Source organism: Bacillus sp. ABP14, from assembly GCF_001831375.1.
Classification (GTDB): domain Bacteria; phylum Bacillota; class Bacilli; order Bacillales; family Bacillaceae_G; genus Bacillus_A; species Bacillus_A paranthracis.
In genome coordinates this window covers 1,978,832-1,999,318 of record NZ_CP017016.1, presented here as the reverse complement: position 1 = coordinate 1,999,318, position 20,487 = coordinate 1,978,832, and the positions used below count along the sequence as shown (strand labels likewise).

General features: G+C 34.9%; 21 protein-coding genes. 8 read left to right on the top strand and 13 right to left on the bottom strand.

The window, feature by feature from the left end; genetic code table 11:
- Positions 1–6: 6 nt before the first annotated feature.
- Together spoVS and BGI23_RS10465 are read right to left on the bottom strand one after the other, a co-directional pair.
- Entirely contained in the window at positions 7–282 is a 276-nt protein-coding gene (gene spoVS / locus BGI23_RS10470; RefSeq protein WP_000427804.1) for a stage V sporulation protein SpoVS, read from the bottom strand.
- A 429-nt stretch (positions 283–711) separates the two neighbouring features.
- A complete protein-coding gene (locus tag BGI23_RS10465; RefSeq protein WP_070805888.1) occupies positions 712–2,313 on the bottom strand; it encodes an esterase/lipase family protein in 1,602 nt (533 codons plus the stop codon).
- A 548-nt stretch (positions 2,314–2,861) separates the two neighbouring features.
- On the opposite strand from BGI23_RS10465, the gene BGI23_RS10460 reads away from it, so the two are divergent.
- On the top strand, positions 2,862–3,701 hold the full coding sequence (locus tag BGI23_RS10460; RefSeq protein ID WP_000988060.1) for an arylamine N-acetyltransferase family protein: 840 nt from the start codon (positions 2,862–2,864) through the stop codon (positions 3,699–3,701).
- Between the two features lie 95 nt (positions 3,702–3,796).
- Here the strand turns inward: BGI23_RS10460 and BGI23_RS10455 are convergent, their stop codons facing one another.
- Together BGI23_RS10455 and exsG are read right to left on the bottom strand one after the other, a co-directional pair.
- A complete protein-coding gene (locus tag BGI23_RS10455; RefSeq protein ID WP_000830253.1) occupies positions 3,797–4,006 on the bottom strand; it encodes a hypothetical protein in 210 nt (69 codons plus the stop codon).
- Positions 4,007–4,168: 162 nt separating this feature from the next.
- Positions 4,169–4,321 (bottom strand): exosporium protein ExsG, encoded by a 153-nt coding sequence (gene exsG, locus BGI23_RS10450; RefSeq protein ID WP_070805887.1) that lies wholly within the window; start codon positions 4,319–4,321, stop codon positions 4,169–4,171.
- A gap of 208 nt (positions 4,322–4,529) precedes the next feature.
- Between exsG and BGI23_RS10445 the strand changes: the two genes are divergently transcribed.
- Positions 4,530–5,528 carry an excalibur calcium-binding domain-containing protein gene (locus BGI23_RS10445; protein WP_070805886.1) on the top strand — a complete coding sequence of 333 codons (999 nt, stop codon included), beginning with the start codon at positions 4,530–4,532 and terminating at the stop codon, positions 5,526–5,528.
- A 125-nt stretch (positions 5,529–5,653) separates the two neighbouring features.
- Here the strand turns inward: BGI23_RS10445 and BGI23_RS10440 are convergent, their stop codons facing one another.
- Positions 5,654–6,223, bottom strand: coding sequence for a group-specific protein (locus tag BGI23_RS10440; protein WP_070805885.1), 570 nt, complete (start codon positions 6,221–6,223; stop codon positions 5,654–5,656).
- A 195-nt stretch (positions 6,224–6,418) separates the two neighbouring features.
- Here BGI23_RS10440 and ric point away from each other — a divergent pair, with 195 nt between their 5' ends.
- The 6 genes from ric (at position 6,419) to BGI23_RS10410 (ending at position 12,732) form a co-directional block, all read left to right on the top strand.
- A complete protein-coding gene (ric, locus tag BGI23_RS10435; protein WP_070805884.1) occupies positions 6,419–7,126 on the top strand; it encodes an iron-sulfur cluster repair di-iron protein in 708 nt (235 codons plus the stop codon).
- Between the two features lie 208 nt (positions 7,127–7,334).
- Positions 7,335–9,740 (top strand): NADPH-nitrite reductase large subunit, encoded by a 2,406-nt coding sequence (gene nirB / locus BGI23_RS10430; protein WP_070805883.1) that lies wholly within the window; start codon positions 7,335–7,337, stop codon positions 9,738–9,740.
- Positions 9,741–9,755: 15 nt separating this feature from the next.
- Complete coding sequence (gene nirD, locus BGI23_RS10425) at positions 9,756–10,073, top strand: nitrite reductase small subunit NirD (protein ID WP_000616693.1); 318 nt, start codon at positions 9,756–9,758, stop codon at positions 10,071–10,073.
- Positions 10,074–10,134: 61 nt separating this feature from the next.
- Positions 10,135–11,559, top strand: coding sequence for a uroporphyrin-III C-methyltransferase (locus tag BGI23_RS10420; protein ID WP_070805882.1), 1,425 nt, complete (start codon positions 10,135–10,137; stop codon positions 11,557–11,559).
- On the top strand, positions 11,556–12,266 hold the full coding sequence (locus tag BGI23_RS10415; protein ID WP_070805881.1) for a sirohydrochlorin chelatase: 711 nt from the start codon (positions 11,556–11,558) through the stop codon (positions 12,264–12,266). Before BGI23_RS10420 ends, BGI23_RS10415 begins: the two co-directional genes overlap by 4 nt.
- On the top strand, positions 12,259–12,732 hold the full coding sequence (locus BGI23_RS10410) for a precorrin-2 dehydrogenase (RefSeq protein ID WP_070805880.1): 474 nt from the start codon (positions 12,259–12,261) through the stop codon (positions 12,730–12,732). Before BGI23_RS10415 ends, BGI23_RS10410 begins: the two co-directional genes overlap by 8 nt.
- A gap of 220 nt (positions 12,733–12,952) precedes the next feature.
- Here the strand turns inward: BGI23_RS10410 and BGI23_RS10405 are convergent, their stop codons facing one another.
- From BGI23_RS10405 to moaA, 8 genes are all read right to left on the bottom strand, one after another.
- Positions 12,953–13,870: an AEC family transporter gene (locus BGI23_RS10405; protein ID WP_000469521.1), complete on the bottom strand. Its 918-nt coding sequence runs from the start codon at positions 13,868–13,870 to the stop codon at positions 12,953–12,955.
- An 85-nt stretch (positions 13,871–13,955) separates the two neighbouring features.
- On the bottom strand, positions 13,956–14,699 hold the full coding sequence (locus tag BGI23_RS10400) for an amidohydrolase family protein (protein ID WP_001217840.1): 744 nt from the start codon (positions 14,697–14,699) through the stop codon (positions 13,956–13,958).
- Positions 14,700–14,950: 251 nt separating this feature from the next.
- On the bottom strand, positions 14,951–16,120 hold the full coding sequence (gene narK / locus BGI23_RS10395; RefSeq protein ID WP_000841852.1) for a nitrate transporter NarK: 1,170 nt from the start codon (positions 16,118–16,120) through the stop codon (positions 14,951–14,953).
- 80 nt (positions 16,121–16,200) lie between these two features.
- Entirely contained in the window at positions 16,201–16,434 is a 234-nt protein-coding gene (gene moaD / locus BGI23_RS10390; RefSeq protein WP_070805879.1) for a molybdopterin converting factor subunit 1, read from the bottom strand.
- Positions 16,431–16,901, bottom strand: coding sequence for a molybdopterin synthase catalytic subunit MoaE (gene moaE / locus BGI23_RS10385; protein WP_070805878.1), 471 nt, complete (start codon positions 16,899–16,901; stop codon positions 16,431–16,433). The genes moaD and moaE overlap by 4 nt, the downstream gene beginning before the upstream one ends.
- Positions 16,902–16,945: 44 nt before the next feature.
- Positions 16,946–18,235, bottom strand: coding sequence for a molybdopterin molybdotransferase MoeA (locus BGI23_RS10380; protein WP_070805877.1), 1,290 nt, complete (start codon positions 18,233–18,235; stop codon positions 16,946–16,948).
- 40 nt (positions 18,236–18,275) lie between these two features.
- Complete coding sequence (locus tag BGI23_RS10375; RefSeq protein ID WP_001158158.1) at positions 18,276–19,289, bottom strand: molybdopterin-synthase adenylyltransferase MoeB; 1,014 nt, start codon at positions 19,287–19,289, stop codon at positions 18,276–18,278.
- A 17-nt stretch (positions 19,290–19,306) separates the two neighbouring features.
- Complete coding sequence (gene moaA / locus BGI23_RS10370; RefSeq protein ID WP_070805876.1) at positions 19,307–20,320, bottom strand: GTP 3',8-cyclase MoaA; 1,014 nt, start codon at positions 20,318–20,320, stop codon at positions 19,307–19,309.
- Positions 20,321–20,487 lie beyond the last annotated feature (167 nt).

Below are 20,487 nucleotides of genomic sequence, written 5' to 3'. Positions count from 1 at the left end.
CTCTTTTTAAGAACGTTTCTTCCTAGGACCTATAATCAATTTAATCGCCGTTCTTTCTTGATCATTAATAGTAACCTCTTGAAATGCTGGAACAAAGGCTAAGTCAATACCACCTGGAGCAACAAATCCTCTTGCGATTGCAATTGCTTTAATTGCTTGGTTTAATGAACCCGCTCCAATCGCTTGAATTTCTACATTTCCACTTGTTCTTAGTACACCTGCTATTGCACCTGCGACTGAATTGGGGCTTGATTTTGAAGATACCTTTAATATATTTTCCATGTAAGTTGCTCCCTCTATTATTTAATTACTCTTTTGTTACCGTATAAAATATTTCAACGTATCTTTAACTACTATTCACACCAAAAGCAAACAATACTACATATGTACATTCATTCGATACTTTTTGTCTTCTTCCTGCTGTGCTACGTAAATAAAGGTCAACGACTCCAAACCTTATATATACAAATATTTAAAAGACATAAATTCACTTAAACAATCACATTATTGCAACCGAAGATAATGGTTTTATTTTTGCAGGTGTTACTACAATATGAAAAGCATCCCTGCTGCATTTCAAGAATTCTCTACCAAATACTTAACCTTTGTGCCTTCAAAAATTCTCATTGTACCTTTTTGTTAATCTAATAAACATGAAAAAGTACCGAACTTTACTACTACAAAAGTTCGGTACTTTTTTCTCATTCTTTCTTACTCCTCCACATAAACTGACTTAACAATTGTACGACTATAAGGTTGTCCTTCTTTATTCATCCCTTTTATATCCATCGTAACGTTATATACTCCTGGTTGCTTTATATCCTTCAAAGCACCAGTAAACGTATTGTTATTAACATTTTGTAATTCATTATATTCAGAGACTAGTTTCCCTTCTTTATTCACGACTCTTACTGTTATGGAAAGATCCCCCTTCATTTCAGGTGCTACAGGTGATTTTTTCAGTTTATACTCAGGTTTATTTACTTTAACTTTTGTAGGCATTTGAAGAACAAATGGCGCGCCACTCTTGTAATCGCTTACAACTAAATATGCATCTTTCGACTGCTTCGCCATCATTTTAACTTTCCATTCTCCTACATCCATTTTATCAAATTTAAATGTTCTAATTGTTGCGCCACCAAAGAAAGATTCATCTTCACCAGTAGTTATAACACTATCCTTATTTGTATACACTTTTCCTTTTGGTGATATCATTTGTACTTCTATATCCGACGAAGCAGTTAATATAGAAACAATTCCTTCTGCCTTTTTATCAACCGCAACAGTTTGCTCTATCCACTGATTTTGTGGCAATTCTCCTCCTAAAATGTTTTGATTTGAAGTTGTATTTAATTGTTCTATATTTTCATTTGAACTAGTGCTGGATGCTGCTAAAGCTGGTACGGCTACATTTGATGTACGTAAATATGGTTCAATTCGCGAGAAAACAGCTGATCCTTTTCGTATATTATCATGATCAAATCTGGAATCTGTAAATAAATGAGTTCCATACGGCAGCTTAGCACTCCATTCATTTACTAGTCCATCATTTGAACCGTATGATGACAAATATAATCCGCCCATGGATAACGCCGAGAATACAGGGCCCCAACTAGTTCCCGTAACTGTATAATAACGGTTTAATTTAGCTGCTGGATTATTATCAATCGTTGAACGAAATTTTGTCATTTCGCCCATTTGTAATGAGTACGTACCATCATCTTTTTGACCTAATATAGAAGCAAGCCATCCTGCCCACCAACTATATGATAAATCCGCTAAGTTTGATCCATGATGTGGCGTCGCAAGTGTAATAACATTTCCGACAAATCGATTTGCCCCATATTCTACTAATGCAGCTTGTGTATCGATACCACCTTTACTATGTGCTACAATATTAACTTTTTTACCGAAATGATTATATATTTCTTCTAATTTTTGTGCTAACAATTTTCCGTTGTCCCACTGACTCGCTGATCCTTTCCCAGCAGCATCATATAATTGTATAAATACTGTTTGATAGCCTGCTTTCAAAGCATAGTCATACATATCATTTATATCGTGATATACTGTCTTTCCATACCAACTATCAGCATTCCCATTCCTTCCTTGTACAAAAAGAATTGGAGGTTTATTCTCATCATAATTTGCAGGTTTTTGCCCTAAAAACCAATCTCCAGGTGTAAAGACTTCTTGATCTGGAAAGCCTGTTTTAAGCTCTTTTACAACTTCTGCTCGCACATTTGTGCTAATCATTGGAACCATGATAAAAAATACAATTAGTAAGGCCACACATCTTCTCATCAATCGCATGTTACTCCCCCCACTTTTTTTGAAAGAAGGTGCTCTTTGTAATTTTTTATCTTCTTTCTTAATACTAGATAATCTTTTTACTTAAACAAAATCTTGTTCCTATTCTCAAGAGATTACTAGTACCCCTTCTTCCTTAACACACGTTATTCTCTTTGTTTCTATCTCTTCCTTTTGAGAGAACACTATAAAAAAGTTTCTCAATAATTGTTAACCGTACTAAATCCAAATATCTCTTAATCATCATTGTCTATATAAAGTATACAAATCTTGAAAAAACTTTAGAAAAATAACACTTTATTACTACCTAGTTATAAAAAAAGAGGAATGAAGATATGTACTTTTATTTAATTTAATACAAAACAAACGAATAGAAGCTTATGCTGTAAGACTTTCCTACGACGAAAGATTAAACTGAAATTTCTAAATAGATAATAAGGTTTTCAGAAACATATATTATGATAATTTTCGCAGACTTGAATTAAACTTTTAGAAGTACTAACCTATCGGTGAGCAGAAGAAAATTCTGTAAAAAGAAAGGAGAATGCTTTATGATGACCGATTTACAAAAGGAGTTTTTTAAACGATTAAAAATTCCTGCAAAAGAAATAACATTTGATGATTTAGATGAAATTCTCTTACAAATGGGATTGATTCTCCCCTATGAAAATCTCGACATTATGGCTGGTACTATTAAAAACATCTCAAAAAATAACTTAATAGAAAAGTTACTTATTCAAAAACGAGGCGGTCTTTGTTATGAATTAAACTCCTTATTGTATTACTTTTTAATGGATTGTGGATTTCAAGTATATAAAGTAGCTGGTACTGTTTATGACCTTTATGAAAATAAATGGAAACCTGATGATGGTCATGTCATTATCATATTACATCATAATAATAAAGATTATGTTATAGACGCCGGTTTTGCCTCTCATCTACCTTTACATCCAGTCCCTTTTAACGGAGAAGTCATCTCTTCTCAAACGGGTGAATATCGAATTCGCAAACGAATTACCCGAAAAGGTACACACATTTTAGAAATGAGAAAAGGAGCTAACGGGGAATCTACAAATTTCTTGCAATCTGAACCTTCAGATGAATGGAAAATAGGCTATGCCTTCACTTTAGATCCAATAGATGAGAAAAAGGTGAATAACATTCAGAAAGTCATTGTAGAACATAAAGAATCTCCTTTTAATAAAGGGGCTATCACTTGTAAATTAACTGATTATGGTCACGTATCATTAACAAATAAAAATTATACAGAAACCTTTAAAGGCACTAAAAACAAACGACCAATAGAATCAAAAGATTATGCTCGCATTCTTCGTGAATCTTTTGGAATAACGCAAGTAAAATATGTAGGAAAAACACTCGAAAGAGGATAGTTGATTAGAAGTATTTCATAATAAAGCAGATTCCATATTTAGAATCTGCTTTATTTTATATTTTGTTATAAAGAAATTTGTTTTGCTCTTATCCTTTAATTTTCAATGATATACTCATCATCATATTTATCGTATTGGAGCCCTGACCCTATTTTTGATTCCGTAACTTGATCTCTTAAAAACGGTGCAGCTTCCATTTTGCTAGTTGCAATTTCAATTCCATATTTCTTCGTTAAATGGGCTAATTCTATTAAAAACCACTCTCTTCGCAATGTAACTGGAATATCAAATGTCCTTCTTTTCATATATAATAGCACCTCTTTAATTTTCATAACTTAAAAAACATTATAGTATATGCATGTCCATTTTAAATGTGCTATTACTAAAATAACATTTTAGTTTACATAAAATGATTATGTAACAGTAGAAAGAGGCTTGTCCTCCTCTTTCTACTGTAGAGAGTTAAATTACGAACATCTTGGTACACCGAAAGCTAAGAATAAACCTGCTACTCCTGCTGTAATCGGTACTTTCAACGTAATTACATCGTCTACTTTCGTTACTAAAAAGTAAGCATTACCTTCTTGTAATATACAAGTTACTAACAATTGAAATTCCATTCAAATCTCCTCCTTTCAATCGATATATTATACTTTATGAATTTTCTTTGAGAATGTAATAGGAAATACATCTATTTTTCCTTATATATTAAATAAATGTTTAAAAGTCTATTAAAAGTACTAATTTTCTAAATTTATATAAATCGTGTAATATCCAGTAAGTTCCTATATAATCAATAATGAAAATCTTACAAATGGAGGTATAAAAATGGCGATTTTGAGTAATATTGGTGCAGCTTTATTTTTAATTGCTTTTATTCTTTTAATCTTATGTATTATTTCATTTTTTAAGAAAAATGGAAAAGCAACACAGTATGGTCGTCCTACTGTTATTCTTTTTATGATTTCGATTATATTGATGGTAACTGGCTCAACAAATTCAGAACATCCAGTCATCGAATTTTTTACTATTTTAAGTTTCATTTTATTTATTTTCTTCCTTGTACTAGCAATCTTATCTGTAATTAAAAAGACAGGTGTAGCAAAAAAACAATTTATTATCACTGCTATTTTATTTGTTATTTTTGGTGCGTTATCAAGTATTTCAAATCCTACTTCTGAAAAAACGACAGCAACTAGTAAAAAAGTTGCTTCTAACACTACAGAACAAAAAGATAGTGACAAAAAAGAACTAGAAAAAAAAGAAGCAGACGAAAAAGCTCAAAAGCAAGAAGATGAGAAGCGTCAAGCCGAGGAACAAGCTCGTAAGCAAGAGGATGAAAAACGCCAGGCTGATGAACAAGCTCGTAAACAACAAAAAGAACAAAAACGTCTTGCTGATGAACAAACTCGTAAACAACAAGAAGAACAAAAACGTCTTGCTGATGAACAAACTCGTAAACAACAAGAGGAACAAAAACGCCAAGCTGATGAACAAGCTCGTAAACAGCAAGAAGAGCAAAAACGTCAGGCTGATGAACAGGCTCGTAAACAACAAGAGGAACAAAAACGCCAAGCTGATGAACAAGCTCGCAAACAACAAGAAGAGCAAAAACGCCAAGCTGATGAACAAGCTCGCAAACAACAAGAGGAACAGAAAAAAGCACAGCAAACTCAAACACAACCTGCTGCTGGAAATACTAGTAATGCATACTACAAAAATTGTGCTGCAGTTAGAGCTGCTGGGAAAGCTCCCCTATATAAAGGACAACCAGGTTATGCCTCACATCTTGATCGTGATGGCGATGGAGTCGCATGTGAAAAATAGCAATAAAAAAGAAGCTTCTAGTAAGCTTCTTTTTTATTATTACGTATAAGATCTAATTACTCTTCCATTCTTTTAAGCCCTATATCAATTCAAAATGGCATCTTATTTTTTAAATACTTGTACTATTAACCATTAACTGGAGCAATACTCCAATTAATGATTTCAATATTTTTCACCTCCACTTTCCCTTTGACAAGAACATGTGGAATTAAATGAAACATCCCAAATCTTCTACCCTTTTCATATTCCTCCCTGTAATATTCTTTGGTGCAGGTATTTAATTGCTTTAATTCTCTATATTCATTAAAGTTGATGATTTCTATTTCGCATTCTTTTAATTCTCTATTTGGTCCACCCCAATTATGCTTTGTGTACTTGTATATTGCCATACACTGACCCTTCAGTGCGCTAATAGGAATTTTATAAAACAATTTATTTGTATGAATGTTTACTCCTATTTCCAATGATACTTTATAAATCTCATAAGGATGCAGTGGTAAAAAATGCACGACATCATTCCATAAACATTCTAGTTTTGGTATTTTACGTGTTAATAAGTGTTCCCTTTGAGGATGATCTTTATATTTTTGTATATACTCTCCATATAAATTAGGATATACCCTTCTCAATTCATTTAATGGGATTAAATATTCTCCTTTTAGTTCTTCTGGTACCATATGATAAACATATTCCATAAAAAACCTCCTATAAAAGATATACTTCCTACTCAAAAAATTCTTCGCCATCTTTTCTATAATGTCCTCTGTCGAAGAATAATCCTATTATTCTCAAATCAGACACATAATAAGTGATTTCAATCACCACATTGTTTTTCATTTATCGCTATTCTTAATTTAGATATTACATTTAAACTTTATGGAGGCATTCATATGAAACATACATTTACTGAAACTTCAATTGTTGGTGAGATTGTTACACAATTTCCGAAAGCTAGTGATCTTTTTAAATCATATAGAATAGATTTTTGTTGTGGTGGTAATAAGCCACTTATTGATGCAATTCATGAAAGAAATTTATCGGCGGATGAAGTAATTACAGAGTTAAATACGCTTTATCATAATACGAGACGATTAAATGAATCTGAAATTGATTGGAAAAATGCTTCTTATCGCGAATTGATTGATTATGTAATTCATAAGCATCATCGTTATTTAAATGAAGAGTTACCACAGTTAAGTCCTTATGTGACGAAAGTATTACGTGTTCATGGAGCAAATCAGCCGCATTTAGCTAAAATTCATAAGCTATTTCATGAACTTAAAATGGAATTAGAACAGCATTTAATTAAAGAAGAAACAGAAGATTTCCCATTAATTTTAGAATTTGAAAAAAATCCAACTGATGAAAACTATGCAAAGTTACGTAAAGTAGTAGATGAACTAGAAAATGAACATAACCACGCTGGCAACATTATTAAAGAGCTTCGTAAAGTTACACATGACTTTACTCCTCCAGAAGGAGCTTGCGGCACTTATCGACTTGTTTACAATCGCCTTGAAGCGTTAGAGTCTGATTTATTTGAGCACATTCATTTAGAAAATAATATTTTATTTCCACGTGCCATTACGAGAGCGTAAATAAAGCGCAGGACATGAGTATACATACTGATGTCCTGCTTTTTCATTTCACAAAAAATATACACATCCTCCTCACACAAATCCGAATTTTAACAATTTGTGAATCATTATAAAAATGTGATAAATATCACATCTCCCCCTTTTTTGATTTTCTATAATAGAAATATAATCCTTTGTTCAACATTTCACATAAAAAGGGGAAACGAAAATGAAAAAACGTTTAGTTATGATCGGAAATGGTATGGCTGGCATACGTTGTATGGAAGAAATATTAAAACATGATAGTGATTCATATGAGATTACTATTTTAGGAGATGAACCGCATCCAAACTACAACCGCATTATGCTCTCTCATGTTTTACAAGGTAAAACAAATATGCAAGATATCATTATGAATGAATATAGTTGGTATGAAGAAAACGAAATAACTTTGTATACGAATGAAAGAGTTCAAAGTATTGACCGAGAAGAAAAAATTATTATTACTGAAAAAAATCGTACTCTTACATATGACAAGCTCATTATTGCAACAGGTTCTAGTGCTTTTATTTTACCTGTTGAAGGTTCCACTCTTCCTGGTGTTACAGGATTTCGAACTATTGAAGATACACAATTTATGATGGATACCGCTAAAGAAAAGAAAAGGGCCGTTGTCATTGGTGGTGGATTACTTGGTTTAGAAGCCGCGAGAGGTCTTATTGACTTAGGAATGGACGTACATGTTGTTCATTTAATGCCTAGCTTAATGGAGCAACAACTAGATACGAAAGCCGCTTCTCTATTGCGCGAAGATTTAGAAGCGCAAGGCATGAAGTTTCTAATGGAAAAGAAAACTGTAAAGATTCTTGGTACAGAACATGTTGAGGGCATTCAATTTGAAGATGGTGAAGTTGTAGATTGTGATTTAATCGTAATGGCTGTCGGAATCCGACCAAATACGCAAATAGCAAGAGATGCTGGTTTACTTGTCAATCGCGGCATTGTAGTCAATGACTATATGCTAACAAATGATGAGTCCATTTATGCAGTTGGCGAATGTGCAGAACATGATGGTATTGCATATGGACTTGTTGCCCCTCTTTATGAACAAGGCTCAATATTAGCAAAACATATAACAAATTTACAAACTGATGGATATACGGGCAGTATCGTCGGTACGCAATTAAAAGTTGCTGGTTGTGATTTATTCTCTGCTGGCCAAATTTATGAAGATGATCAGACAAAAGCAATCTCAATATTTGATGAATGTAAACGTTCCTATAAAAAAGTATTAATTCGTGATAATAAAGTCGTCGGTATCGTTTTATATGGTGACACAGCTGACGGTACACGCCTCTTTAGCATGTTAAAGAAAGAAGAAGATATACAAGAATATACACCAGCGTCCATTCTTCACAAAGCTGGTGAAGAAAGTGAACTTGATGTTGCTACAATGAGTGCGGATGACACAATTTGTGGATGTAATGGTGTTACGAAAGGTACAATCGTTCACGCTATTTTAGAACAAGAGCTAACTACTTTTGAAGAAGTAAAAGGATGCACGAAAGCCGCAGGATCTTGTGGTAAATGTCGTCCGCTTGTGGAACAAGTTTTATCTCATACACTCGGAGATGCTTTTGATGCTGCTGCGCAGTCTGCTGGTATGTGCGGATGTACACCTTTATCACGTGATGAAGTCGTAGCGGCCATTCATGAGAAAGGATTAAAATCTCCAAAAGAAGTACGAAACGTTCTTGGTTTTGCGCATGAAGACGGCTGTTCAAAATGTCGCCCTGCTTTAAACTACTATTTACGTATGGCGATTCCAGAAGAATATGAAGATGATAAATCGTCCCGTTTCGTTAATGAAAGAATGAACGGTAACATCCAGCACGATGGTACATTCTCTGTTATTCCACGTATGTACGGAGGCGTTACAACAGCTGATGATTTAATGAAAATTGCTGAAGTTGCGAAAAAATATGATGTTCCTCTTGTGAAAATTACAGGCGCGAGCCGAATCGGATTATATGGTGTTAAGAAACAAGATTTACCTAACGTATGGGCTGACTTACATATGACTTCGGGATATGCGTATTCAAAATCGCTTCGTAATGTAAAATCATGTGTTGGTTCTCGCTTCTGCCGTTTCGGCACGAAAGATTCATTAGGACTTGGTATGTTACTTGAACAATCATTAGAAATGGTAGATACACCTCATAAAATGAAGATGGGAGTAACGGGCTGTCCACGTAACTGTGCGGAAGTACTGACGAAAGATTTTGGCGTTGTATGTGTCGAAAATGGATACCAACTTTATATTGGCGGAAATGGTGGTACAGAAGTACGTGAAGCTGATTTTGTAATGATTGTCCCTACTGAAGATGATGTCCTTCGTATCGCTACAGCTTACATGCAATATTATCGTGAAACTGGTATTTACGGAGAGCGTACTGCCTACTGGACAGAACGTTTAGGCTTCGATCACATAAGGGAAATACTTCAAGATGAAAGTATGGTTACTACATTAAATGAACGTTTCCAAACAGCTCGTAGTACATATACGGAAGCATGGGGACAAGCACTAAAAACGAAGTCATTAAAAGCGATGTATGAAGTAGAAACTGTGAAATAAGGAGCTGTGATCTATATGATACAAACGAAAGAAAAAATAAAAGTTATGCGTGCGGAAGACCTTCCTATTCAAATCGGTAAAGAAGTACAAATGAAAGGTATGTCTATCGCCCTATTCCGCCTTTCAAATGGAGATATTCGCGCTGTAGAAAATCGTTGTCCTCATAAAAACGGACCGTTAGCAGAAGGAATTGTGTCTGGCGAATTCGTCTTTTGTCCGCTGCATGACTGGAAAATCTCATTACTAACAGGTGAAGTTCAAAAGCCTGATGACGGCTGTATTCAAACATACGAAGTAGAAGTTATTGATGGTGACATTTATTTATACATGTAATTTACGAAAGGAAGCCTCCCCCTGGCTTCCTTTTAAATAAAACTAGATGAGGTGCAATTATATGAACGGATATGTATATTTAGTTGGTGCAGGACCAGGTGATGAAGGACTTATTACAAAGAAAGCGATAGAGTGTTTAAAGCGTGCAGATATTGTTTTATATGACCGTTTATTAAACCCTACCTTTCTTAGCTATACAAAAGAAACATGTGAACTTATGTATTGCGGAAAAATGCCAAAGAATCATATTATGCGACAAGAAATGATTAACGCACACCTTCTTCAATTTGCAAAAGAGGGAAAAATTGTTGTCCGATTAAAAGGCGGAGATCCATCTATTTTTGGCCGTGTTGGTGAAGAAGCAGAAACTTTAGCAGCAGCAAATATTCCATATGAAATTGTACCAGGCATTACATCTAGCATCGCCGCTAGTAGCTATGCAGGTATCCCCCTTACCCACCGTAACTACAGTAATAGCGTTACTTTACTAACTGGACATGCAAAAGGTCCTTTAACCGATCATGGAAAATATAATTCATCTCACAATAGCGATACGATTGCCTACTACATGGGTATAAAAAACTTACCTACAATTTGTGAAAACTTACGACAAGCAGGAAAAAAAGAAGCTACGCCAGTAGCAGTCATTGAATGGGGTACAACTGGTAAACAGCGCGTTGTTACAGGGACACTATCTACCATTGTCTCTATCGTCAAAAACGAAAATATTTCTAATCCTTCTATGACAATTGTTGGTGATGTCGTTTCCTTACGAGATCAAATCGCTTGGAAAGAACGTAAACCATTACATGGTAAAAAAGTTTTATTTACATCCGCAACAAATAAAACAAGTGTAATGAAGCAAAGGTTACAAGAAGCTGGTGCAGAAATATATCAAATTCCAACTTTCAAAAAGGAAGAATATACATTAACCCTTGAACAAATCAATGGAATTTTTAACGTTGATCGCCTTGTTTTTTGTTCAGCTGAAAGTGTAGAAATTTTGATGCAATCATGTAGTAAATACCAAAAAGATATTCGTTCCTTACAGGCAGAGCTGCAACACATGAACGTTGCAACTCAAGAAAAACTTATGCAGTATGGGCTACTAAGTAAACAAGCAGAGTTCTCTTCCAATACAACAGTTTATTTAGGACGAAATATTAACCGAATTGCTTTTATACAAGAAAAAATTGGTGCCGGTTCTTATATGATGACTCATGCGTATACTATTGATCATCGCTTCGATGAAGTCCATACTCGTATGCTTTCTGAATTCTCATGGGATAGCATTGTGTTTGAAGGGCGTGCCTCAATTGATGCATTTTTATCAGAAATAAAGCGACTTGGCTTTATCGATATTCTTTCTCTCCCCTTCTCATATACCGACATTCCAACTTTACACTATGCGAATAAAGTCGGATTTCATCATGTAGATGAGCAATTACAAGACATAATTATGAAGAAAGATTTGGTGCTACGATGAAAGGAATTGTATATGTTGGACACGGGAGTCGCTTGCAAGAAGGTAATGAACAATTCATTCACTTTATTCATTCTGTTATGACAGAACGTAACGAAAGGATTCAAAAAATAGCTTTTCTAGAACTAACAACACCTACCATTTCGGATGCCGTTACAGAAACGATACTAGAGGGAGCAACTGAAATCATGATTGTACCTGTTTTATTATTTGCAGCAGCTCACTATAAATGTGATATTCCTTTTGAAATAGAGCAACTACAAAAGAAATATCCACAAATCACATTTTCAGTTGTACCACCCTTTAGTACGCATCCACATATGGTGGAACTTGTAGTAAAAAGAATACGTGAAGCTATGCCAATACAAGGTAGTAGTATTTTACTCGTAGGACGAGGCAGTAGTGATACACAGCCGATACATGAGTTACAACAAATTGGAGTAGCTGTCGAACAAAAACTCAGTATACCAGTATCGTGCTCCTTTTTAACGAAAGGAACGCCCTCTTTTACTGCTGAGCTAAAGACAATAACATCGACTGCCCCCCATGTATATGTCATGCCGTATCTTCTCTTTACCGGACTGTTGCTTCAAAAGATTAAGTTGCATACGAAAAAATACAATCACGTTACAACTTGTAACTGTCTTCAGTTTGATACATATATGAAGTTAACATTATTAGAACGAATGGAGGAATGTGTGTATGTATAACATGTACCCTCTTATGCTTAATTTAAATAAAAAAGTGGTCGTTATTATTGGTGGAGGTAAAATCGCATATCGAAAAGCATCTGAATTAAAAAATACAGGCGCTTTTGTCACCGTTATTAGCCCAGAAATTTGCGAGGAAATGAAAGAACTCCCTTATATTACTTGGAAGCAAAAAACCTTTACTAATGATGATATTAAAGATGCTCACCTTATTTATGCAGCTACAAATCAACATGCTGTAAATATGATGGTCAAACAGGCTGCCCACAATTTCCAGTGGGTTAACGTTGTAAGTGATGGTACAGAATCATCGTTTCACACACCTGGTGTCATACGAAATAATGAATATGTTGTAACGATTTCAACTTCAGGTAAAGATCCATCGTTTACGAAGCGTTTGAAGCAGGAACTAACATCTATATTTCCTAAACTTATAAAAAAGCTTTCTCGTACTCACAAATTATAATCTATTTCTTAGCTAAAATAGTAATTACCTTTGGACAAACGTTTTTTAGAAGCGTTTGTTCTTTTTATTTTGGTTTCTTTTTTGAATTAAGCCACTTGATTATCAGACATAGTACAATTGTAAACGACACCTAATATATCAAAGACTGTTTTCCTCTCATATCAATGGGATTTCCATCCATCATTTACCGCCTCAAATCCATTCGGTTTTAAACGTATATTCAAAACAAAATATATGACAAATAAATAACGACAGTTACTGTAATAATGCTGAAAAGTGTTGAAAATAAAACGATTTGTGCATGTAGTTCAGGCTCTATTTGATACTCCATAGCAATAGTTGATGTATTTCTTGAAGTAGGAAAAGAACTTGCAATAAATAATGATTGTGCAACAATTCCATCAATGTTTAAGAGGTAGATCATGGAAAGTGCTAATAATGGCCCCATCAGTAACCTTCCAATTAAAGACCATGTTATGACTCTATGGAAAAAATTAAGCTTAATGTTGGCTAATTGTGCTCCTAGCAATATGAGTGCTATGGCAACAAAACTATTCGCAAGCTGATTAAGAGGTAGAAAGATAGAATTAGGTATTTGAATTGTAAACGATTGAAAGAGAATCCCTAGTACGAGCGCATGAAATACAGGCAGTCTTATAAATGATTGAATAATACCTCCGATTGTTTTTGTTGCTGATAGTAAGTTATAAATCCCATATGAATAAGTTAAAAGGTTTTGGAAAATCACAATGAAAATCTGAATGGAAACCCCCACTGGATTGTGACTGAAAATCAATTGACTTACTGGTAATCCATAATTACCGGAATTCATTAACGAAATGCTATTTTTTAGAGCTGCACTTTCTCCTTTTTCTAACTTTAATGTTTTTGAAATAAAATGACTTACTAGCATTAGACTCAGACTATAAAACATTAAATAGTACATGATCTGGAGCAACAAACCTGTTTCTATACTAATATCATATATATTCACAAATACAGCCGCTGGCATCAAGCAATAATTAATAAGTGTAGATAGCTGCTTTAAGTTAAATTGGAACTTCCTTTGTAAGATTGCACCAATTAGCATCAATATTAATATTGGCACTATTACGTCTAATATAATGAAAATAAACATTTAAAACCTCATTCTACATATATTTTAGTTGGATTAAACGCTTTACTAAATATGGACACATTTAATTCAAATGTAGACCCTGATGCTACCCAAAATACCATTTAAAAGCATTCGTATACAAGATGTTATCGGTAGCTTGTTCATCAAATAGCTGGTGAATCAATTTGATATCTCCATACTCAAAAGGTCTTTTCGCTCTTGTAGATGGTAAATCTGTTCCAAACATAAGTGCATCTGGGTTAACTTCATAAATCGACTTTAAGGCATTCTCAACATCTAATTCGACACGACCAAAACCAGTAGCTTTCACATGTACCCCTTTATCAACTAGTTTTAATAAATGTGGTAAACCTTCTTCTGATAACCCTAAATGGTCAATTGATATAGCTGGTAATTTTTCTATAGTGGATGCAATTTCGGGTAACTCTTTTGCATCCATATAAAGCTCACTATGCCATCCTACTAAATCATGAACTCTTCTAGCAAAGTAATCCAGCTTCGATAAATCTTCTGAACCACCTCTTTTAATATTAAATCGTAATGCTTTTATCCCATTTTCATTTAAATTTAGTATTTCTTCATCCGTCACTGTAAAAGGTAATTGTGTTACGCCACAAAATGTTGAACCCAACTGTTTTAGTGCCTTTAATAAATAGTCTTGATCAAACCCTTGGAAAGAACCAGATACGATCGCTCCACCAATTACATTCAAATTAGGAGTTTCATTCTGATAATCTTCTACAACAAAGTTGGGTGGAAAATATCCTTGGTTCTCAATGATCGGAAAATTAAAATCAATAATATGAAAATGTGCATCAAAAATTCTCATTTCATTTCCCTCCCCTCTCTTTTCTTTAACATATCAAACATGACTCATAAAGAAAATTATGGATTATTTATACAAATTCATAATTTTATCTTATCGACCTAAACTGTATTCTTTATTTTAAGTGTACTTTTTCACAATATCTATTAGCCTTACCAAAAAATCTGGCCCTAAAAAAGATAGCAATAAAACATGTCGAAGTCTATTACTAAAAGAACCATCCTAGATTACTTTAGGATGGTTCTTTTTCTTTATTAATGATTCTTTAACATCACTAACAGCTTTTCTTGACTATACATCCATACTGTAATAATTAAACAAGCAAGTGCGACTTCTGATAACGCCATAAATCCTATTGCATAATGACCTGTTAGTTGGAATAGTAATGTTAAAATTAGGGGCGGGAAGAACCCTCCTAGTCCGCCTAAAGCTGAAACGAGTCCGTTTACAATACCAGCTTGTTCAGAGAAGTACATTGGAACGAGTTTGAAGATTGTACCATTACCAATCCCCGCGCAAAATGCAACTAATAAGCAACCAAATGTATACACATTCATACTAGGCATAAATGATAAAATAATACCTGAAAGTGTTAAACCGATAAATACAAAGATTAATATTTTAAATGGATTAAATTTGTCACCGAGCCATCCGCCAACCGGACGCATAATTGTTGCGAGTACAATAAACCCAGCTGTCCGCATACCTGCATCCACTTTTTCTAATCCGAAGTGAGATACTAAAAAGTTTGGTAAGTACACTGTAAATGCGACGAATGATCCGAAAGTTAAAAAGTAAAAGATACATAAAAACCAAAGTTTCTCATTTTTATATACACCTTTTATTTGTTCCATTAATGGTGTATTCACTTTTTTCTCCTTACGATCGCCTAATAAAAAGTTCATAAGTGCAAACGCTGCAAGTAAAACTAAATAACATTGTACTGTCGTTCTCCAGCCAACTGAAGTTGCGATAACAGGCGCTAAAAATGAAGTAATTGCTGTTCCAGCGTTACCGACACCGTAAATACCATTTACAAAACCGTGACTCTCTTTTGGAAAGTATTTTGGTAAAGAAGTTACTCCTACAGAGAATACAGCACCACCGATTCCTACAAATAATCCACCAATAATTAAATCCATCATAGAATTGGCAACACTAATATAAAAAACAGGAAATAATAATAGAATAAAACTAATAAAGAATAATTTTCTTGCTCCGAAACGATTTGTCCAATAGCCAATTGGAATGCGAAGAACTGAACCTAAAATAACGGGTACTGCTGTTACCATAGAAATTTGTCCCGCAGTTAATGGGATATCCACTTTAATATAGGGCATTAATGATGATAAAATAACCCATACCATAAAACCGATAATTAGATTAGAAGTTTGTAAACTTAATTGAAAATTAGGACTTTTCATCCTGTTCCCTCCTATGTATACGTAGTTATATTCATTCCCTCCATCCTAATCACGTTCTTACATGATTAGGATGAAAAGAATCAACCACCACTTACTGGCGGAATCATTGCTACGACATCGCCAGTTTGAATGATGTCATTCTCATTTGCATACTCTTCATTTATAGCGACCATGATCTCACTTGAAATCAATACGTTGTATTTCTTAATGAGTACTTCCTTCAGCTTCGCAACTGTAATATTTTCACAATCTATGTGTAATGACGACTTACTTACTTCTTCCTGTAAATGTGCAAATAATAGCACTTCAATCATATTCTCATCTCCTTTCTAGGCTCACCATTTGCATATGTTACCCGCTCTAACTGATCACCTATCCATGACTCACCATCTTCCCAAAACTCTTTCTTCCAAATTGGAACAATTTGTTTTATACGCTCCATAATATATTCATTCGCCTCATAGGCCGCTTTCCGGTGTGGTGTAGAAACAGCAACGACAACAGCAAGATCTGAAATTTGTAATGTACCAATGCGATGTGTAATAGCGACATATGTCCCCGGCCACTTCTCTCCTACTTCAGTGCCAATTCTCTCAAGCTGTTTTTCCGCCATTGTTATATAAGCTACATACTCTAAATAAAGCGTACGTCGACCTTTCGTAAATTCTCTAACAGTACCAATAAAAGTAGTAACCGCACCACACTCACGACGAATTACTTTGTTTGTAACTTCTTCAATTGAAATAGGTGTATCAATTACTTCATAATACGTATGTGGCATTTCGCACCTCTTATCTTTGTATAAATTAGCAACCTATTTTTCTATTATTTGTATGAACGAAGCGATTCTTTCCATGGCCATTCACTTCCGCTGGTTGATTCTAATAACAGTACCGAAACAGTAATTCCAGCTTTAAATCCTCTCGTTCCCCCTGGCAAAACAATAAATGCATTCGCTTCTGCAAGTGAAGAAATTGCGCTAGATTTATCTAAACCAACTGGTGTAACTTGCAATTGACCATCTACAATTTCTACTCTCCCTCTTACAAATCGAGTAAACGGATTTGCTTTCGGAAAGTCTTTTTGTAAAATTGCCTCTGCACGAAATACGTGCGAATCTTTTCTATGCAAGTATGTTCGAATGACTGGCCTAACATATAATTCACAACCGACATAACAAGCAGAAGGATTACCAGATAAACCAAATAATAGTTTTCCCTCTAACTCAGCTACAGTTGTCACACTTCCTGGTCGCATCGCAATTTTATTGAAAAGTACATTAGCTTGTAATCTCTCATAAATAGCAGGTAAATAGTCATAGTCTCCTACCGAAACGCCACCAGTTGTAATTAAAATATCGACTTCTTTTATCGCTTTTTTCACAGTGTTATAACACGCCTCAAAATTGTCAGCGAATTGTCCATAATACTGTACAACTCCGCCTGCTCGTTCAATTTGAGCAGCTATCATATAGGAGTTACTATTTCGAATCTTCCCTGGCTTTAATTTTTCATGTACTTCAAGCAGTTCGCTACCCGTCGTTACAATTCCAATAACCGGCTGTTTTACAACGTGTACGGAACTATAACCAAACGTAGCAAGAAGTGCTGCTACTCCAGGATTAATAACAGTCCCTTTTTTCACCAGAATGCTATTTTGTTTTACATCTTCTCCTTTAAAAGAAATGTTATCCCCAGCAACAAAGGAGCGTTTCAATTTCATATAAGTCTTTTCGTTTTCTTCAAATTCTTCCGTTAGCTCCAACATGGCTACTGCATTACACCCCGCAGGAATTGCCGCACCTGTCATAATACGGACAGCTTGAAATGGTTCCACTCCTTCTGTAAAAACAAAACCTGCTCCAATTTCGCCAATCACTTCAAACTGAATGGGATTACTGTTACTAGCTTCTTTTGTGTCTTCCGCTCGAATCGCAAATCCGTCGTACGGAGAGCGATCAAAATGCGGAACATCATGATCTGCAATAACATCTTCTCCAAGCGTTCTACCGTAGCTTTTTATAAGAGAAACCTTTTCTATTTCACCTTGGTAGGCATATTTCATTACACGCTCAACCGCTTCTGCTACTGGAATTGGTATACGTTTATCTAACATTCTTTTTCACCTCGTTTTAATAAGGAGAAACGCTCTCTGTTCATCCTATATATTTTGCGTATAATCGTTTTGCTATTTTCACATCATTTGTCCCATGAATAAATGCCCTACCGTCTGTAAATAAAACAAAACGATATTCATCAATTAGAAATGATAGTAAGTACGGCGTTTTTTGGACATGTACAATTTTTTGTAATCTTTTTTGGATTTCGTTTAAATTTAGAACTCTCTTTATTCCTGGACGGATTTGAACTGTATTCCGTCCGCATAGCACCTCCGTTTTCACCTGTGATTCAAATGTTAAACTTGGATACGTACGAGTATTTCCACACGATGGACATGTATTTTTCTTCTGTCTATTTACTTTTAACGAGAGATATTGATTGTTCCAAATATCAAATGATAACATCGTTCCTCTTAGCGACTCATAATCATCCACCAATATTTTCATCGCCTCTGTAACTTGATGCGTAACAACCATCTGTACAGTTGGCTGAATGATTCCGGCTGTATCGCATGTGGCACCGCCCATAGGATGATCCATCAAACAGCGAAAACATGGTGTTTTTCCTGGCAGAATTGTATACGTTACACCGTAACTTCCAACGCATCCACCGTATATCCAAGGTATATTTTCTTTTTGTGAAATATCATTTATAAGTAGGCGCGTATCGAAGTTGTCAGTGGCATCTATAATGAGATCCACTTCTTTTGTTAACTCTTCTATTTCTTGCATTGTGACATCCATTACAACTGGTACAATTTCCACTTCAGAATTAATCTTTCTTACATGTCCTGCTGCTGCAATTGCTTTTGGTTTGCATTGCTTTGCATCTTCTTCTGTATATAACTGTTGCCGCTGTAAATTACTCCATTCGACATAGTCACGATCGGCAATTGTCAATTTCCCAATTCCCATCCTAGCGAGTGCTTCTGCATTCGCAGCCCCTAGTGCACCTGCACCAATTAAGAGCACATGTTTCTTTCTTATTTTCCTTTGTCCCATTTCACCAATTCTAGAAAACAACACTTGCCTTGAATATCGCTCTTGCATAAGGAATCCTCCTTTCGCTATCCACCAATGTAAGACATTTCAACTTTTTGACGTTTATTTGTACTTTCCGCCGTTCTTTCATCTGAATATCGATCTGTTCTATATCGCCATGTATGTTGGAGAATTTTTAGTAGTGAGGCATCCGAAATATTTTCTCTAAGAAGCGTTCGCAAATCCGTTCCTTTCGTTCCAAATAGACACGTAAAAAACTTACCGTCTGCCGAAATACGAGCTCTCGTACAAGAAGAACAAAATGACTCAGATACTGAAGTAATAAATCCAACTTCTGCATCGCTCCCTACATATCGATACAATTTCGCAACTTCTCCAAAATAACGAGGCGTAACAGGTTCAATCGGATATACGCGATTAATCTTCTCTATTAATTGTTCCTTCGTAATCACTTGTTCAAAATTCCATCCGTTCGTACTGCCCACATCCATAAACTCAATGAAACGAAGCTGAATTTCTCGTTCTTTAAAATAACGAGCCATATGAAGAATTTGACTATCATTCATTCCTTTTTTTACAACCATATTTACCTTTACTTCTAATCCAATAGCCTTTGCTGCTTCTATTCCTTTCAGTACAGGTTTTGTACTTACATTTCTTCCGTTAATTGTTTGGAAGACGTGATCCTCTATCGCATCTAAACTAATATTTACACGTTTTAATCCTGCTTCTTTTAGCGTCTTAGCTTGTTTTGCTAAATGAATTCCGTTTGTTGTGAGCCCAATGTCTTTTAAGCCTTCTAGTTTTGTAAGCCTTGCGATTAACTGAGATAAGTCTTTACGCAATAACGGTTCACCGCCAGTAAGCCTAATTTTTTCAACTCCCATACTTATAAATAACCTAGCTAGTCTCTCTATTTCATCAAAAGATAATAAAAACTCTTCCTGTAAAAAAGCGTAATCTGCTCCGAACACTTCAGCAGGCATACAGTATGTGCACCTAAAATTACAACGATCAATAACTGAAATACGTAAATCTTGAAGTGGCCGTTCTAAAGAATCTTTCATTTTCTCGTGCATCTATATCCCTTCTTTTCTGCTGCAACGCTTAGTAAGCTTTCGTTTTTTTATTTGCCTTCATTATAAAAAAGAAGCGACATATTCAATGTGACTTTTCTCACATTCCTTTCCCCATTCAAAAATTCTTCACAAATCCGTTCGCATTTTGTTCACATCTTCAGTCCCTA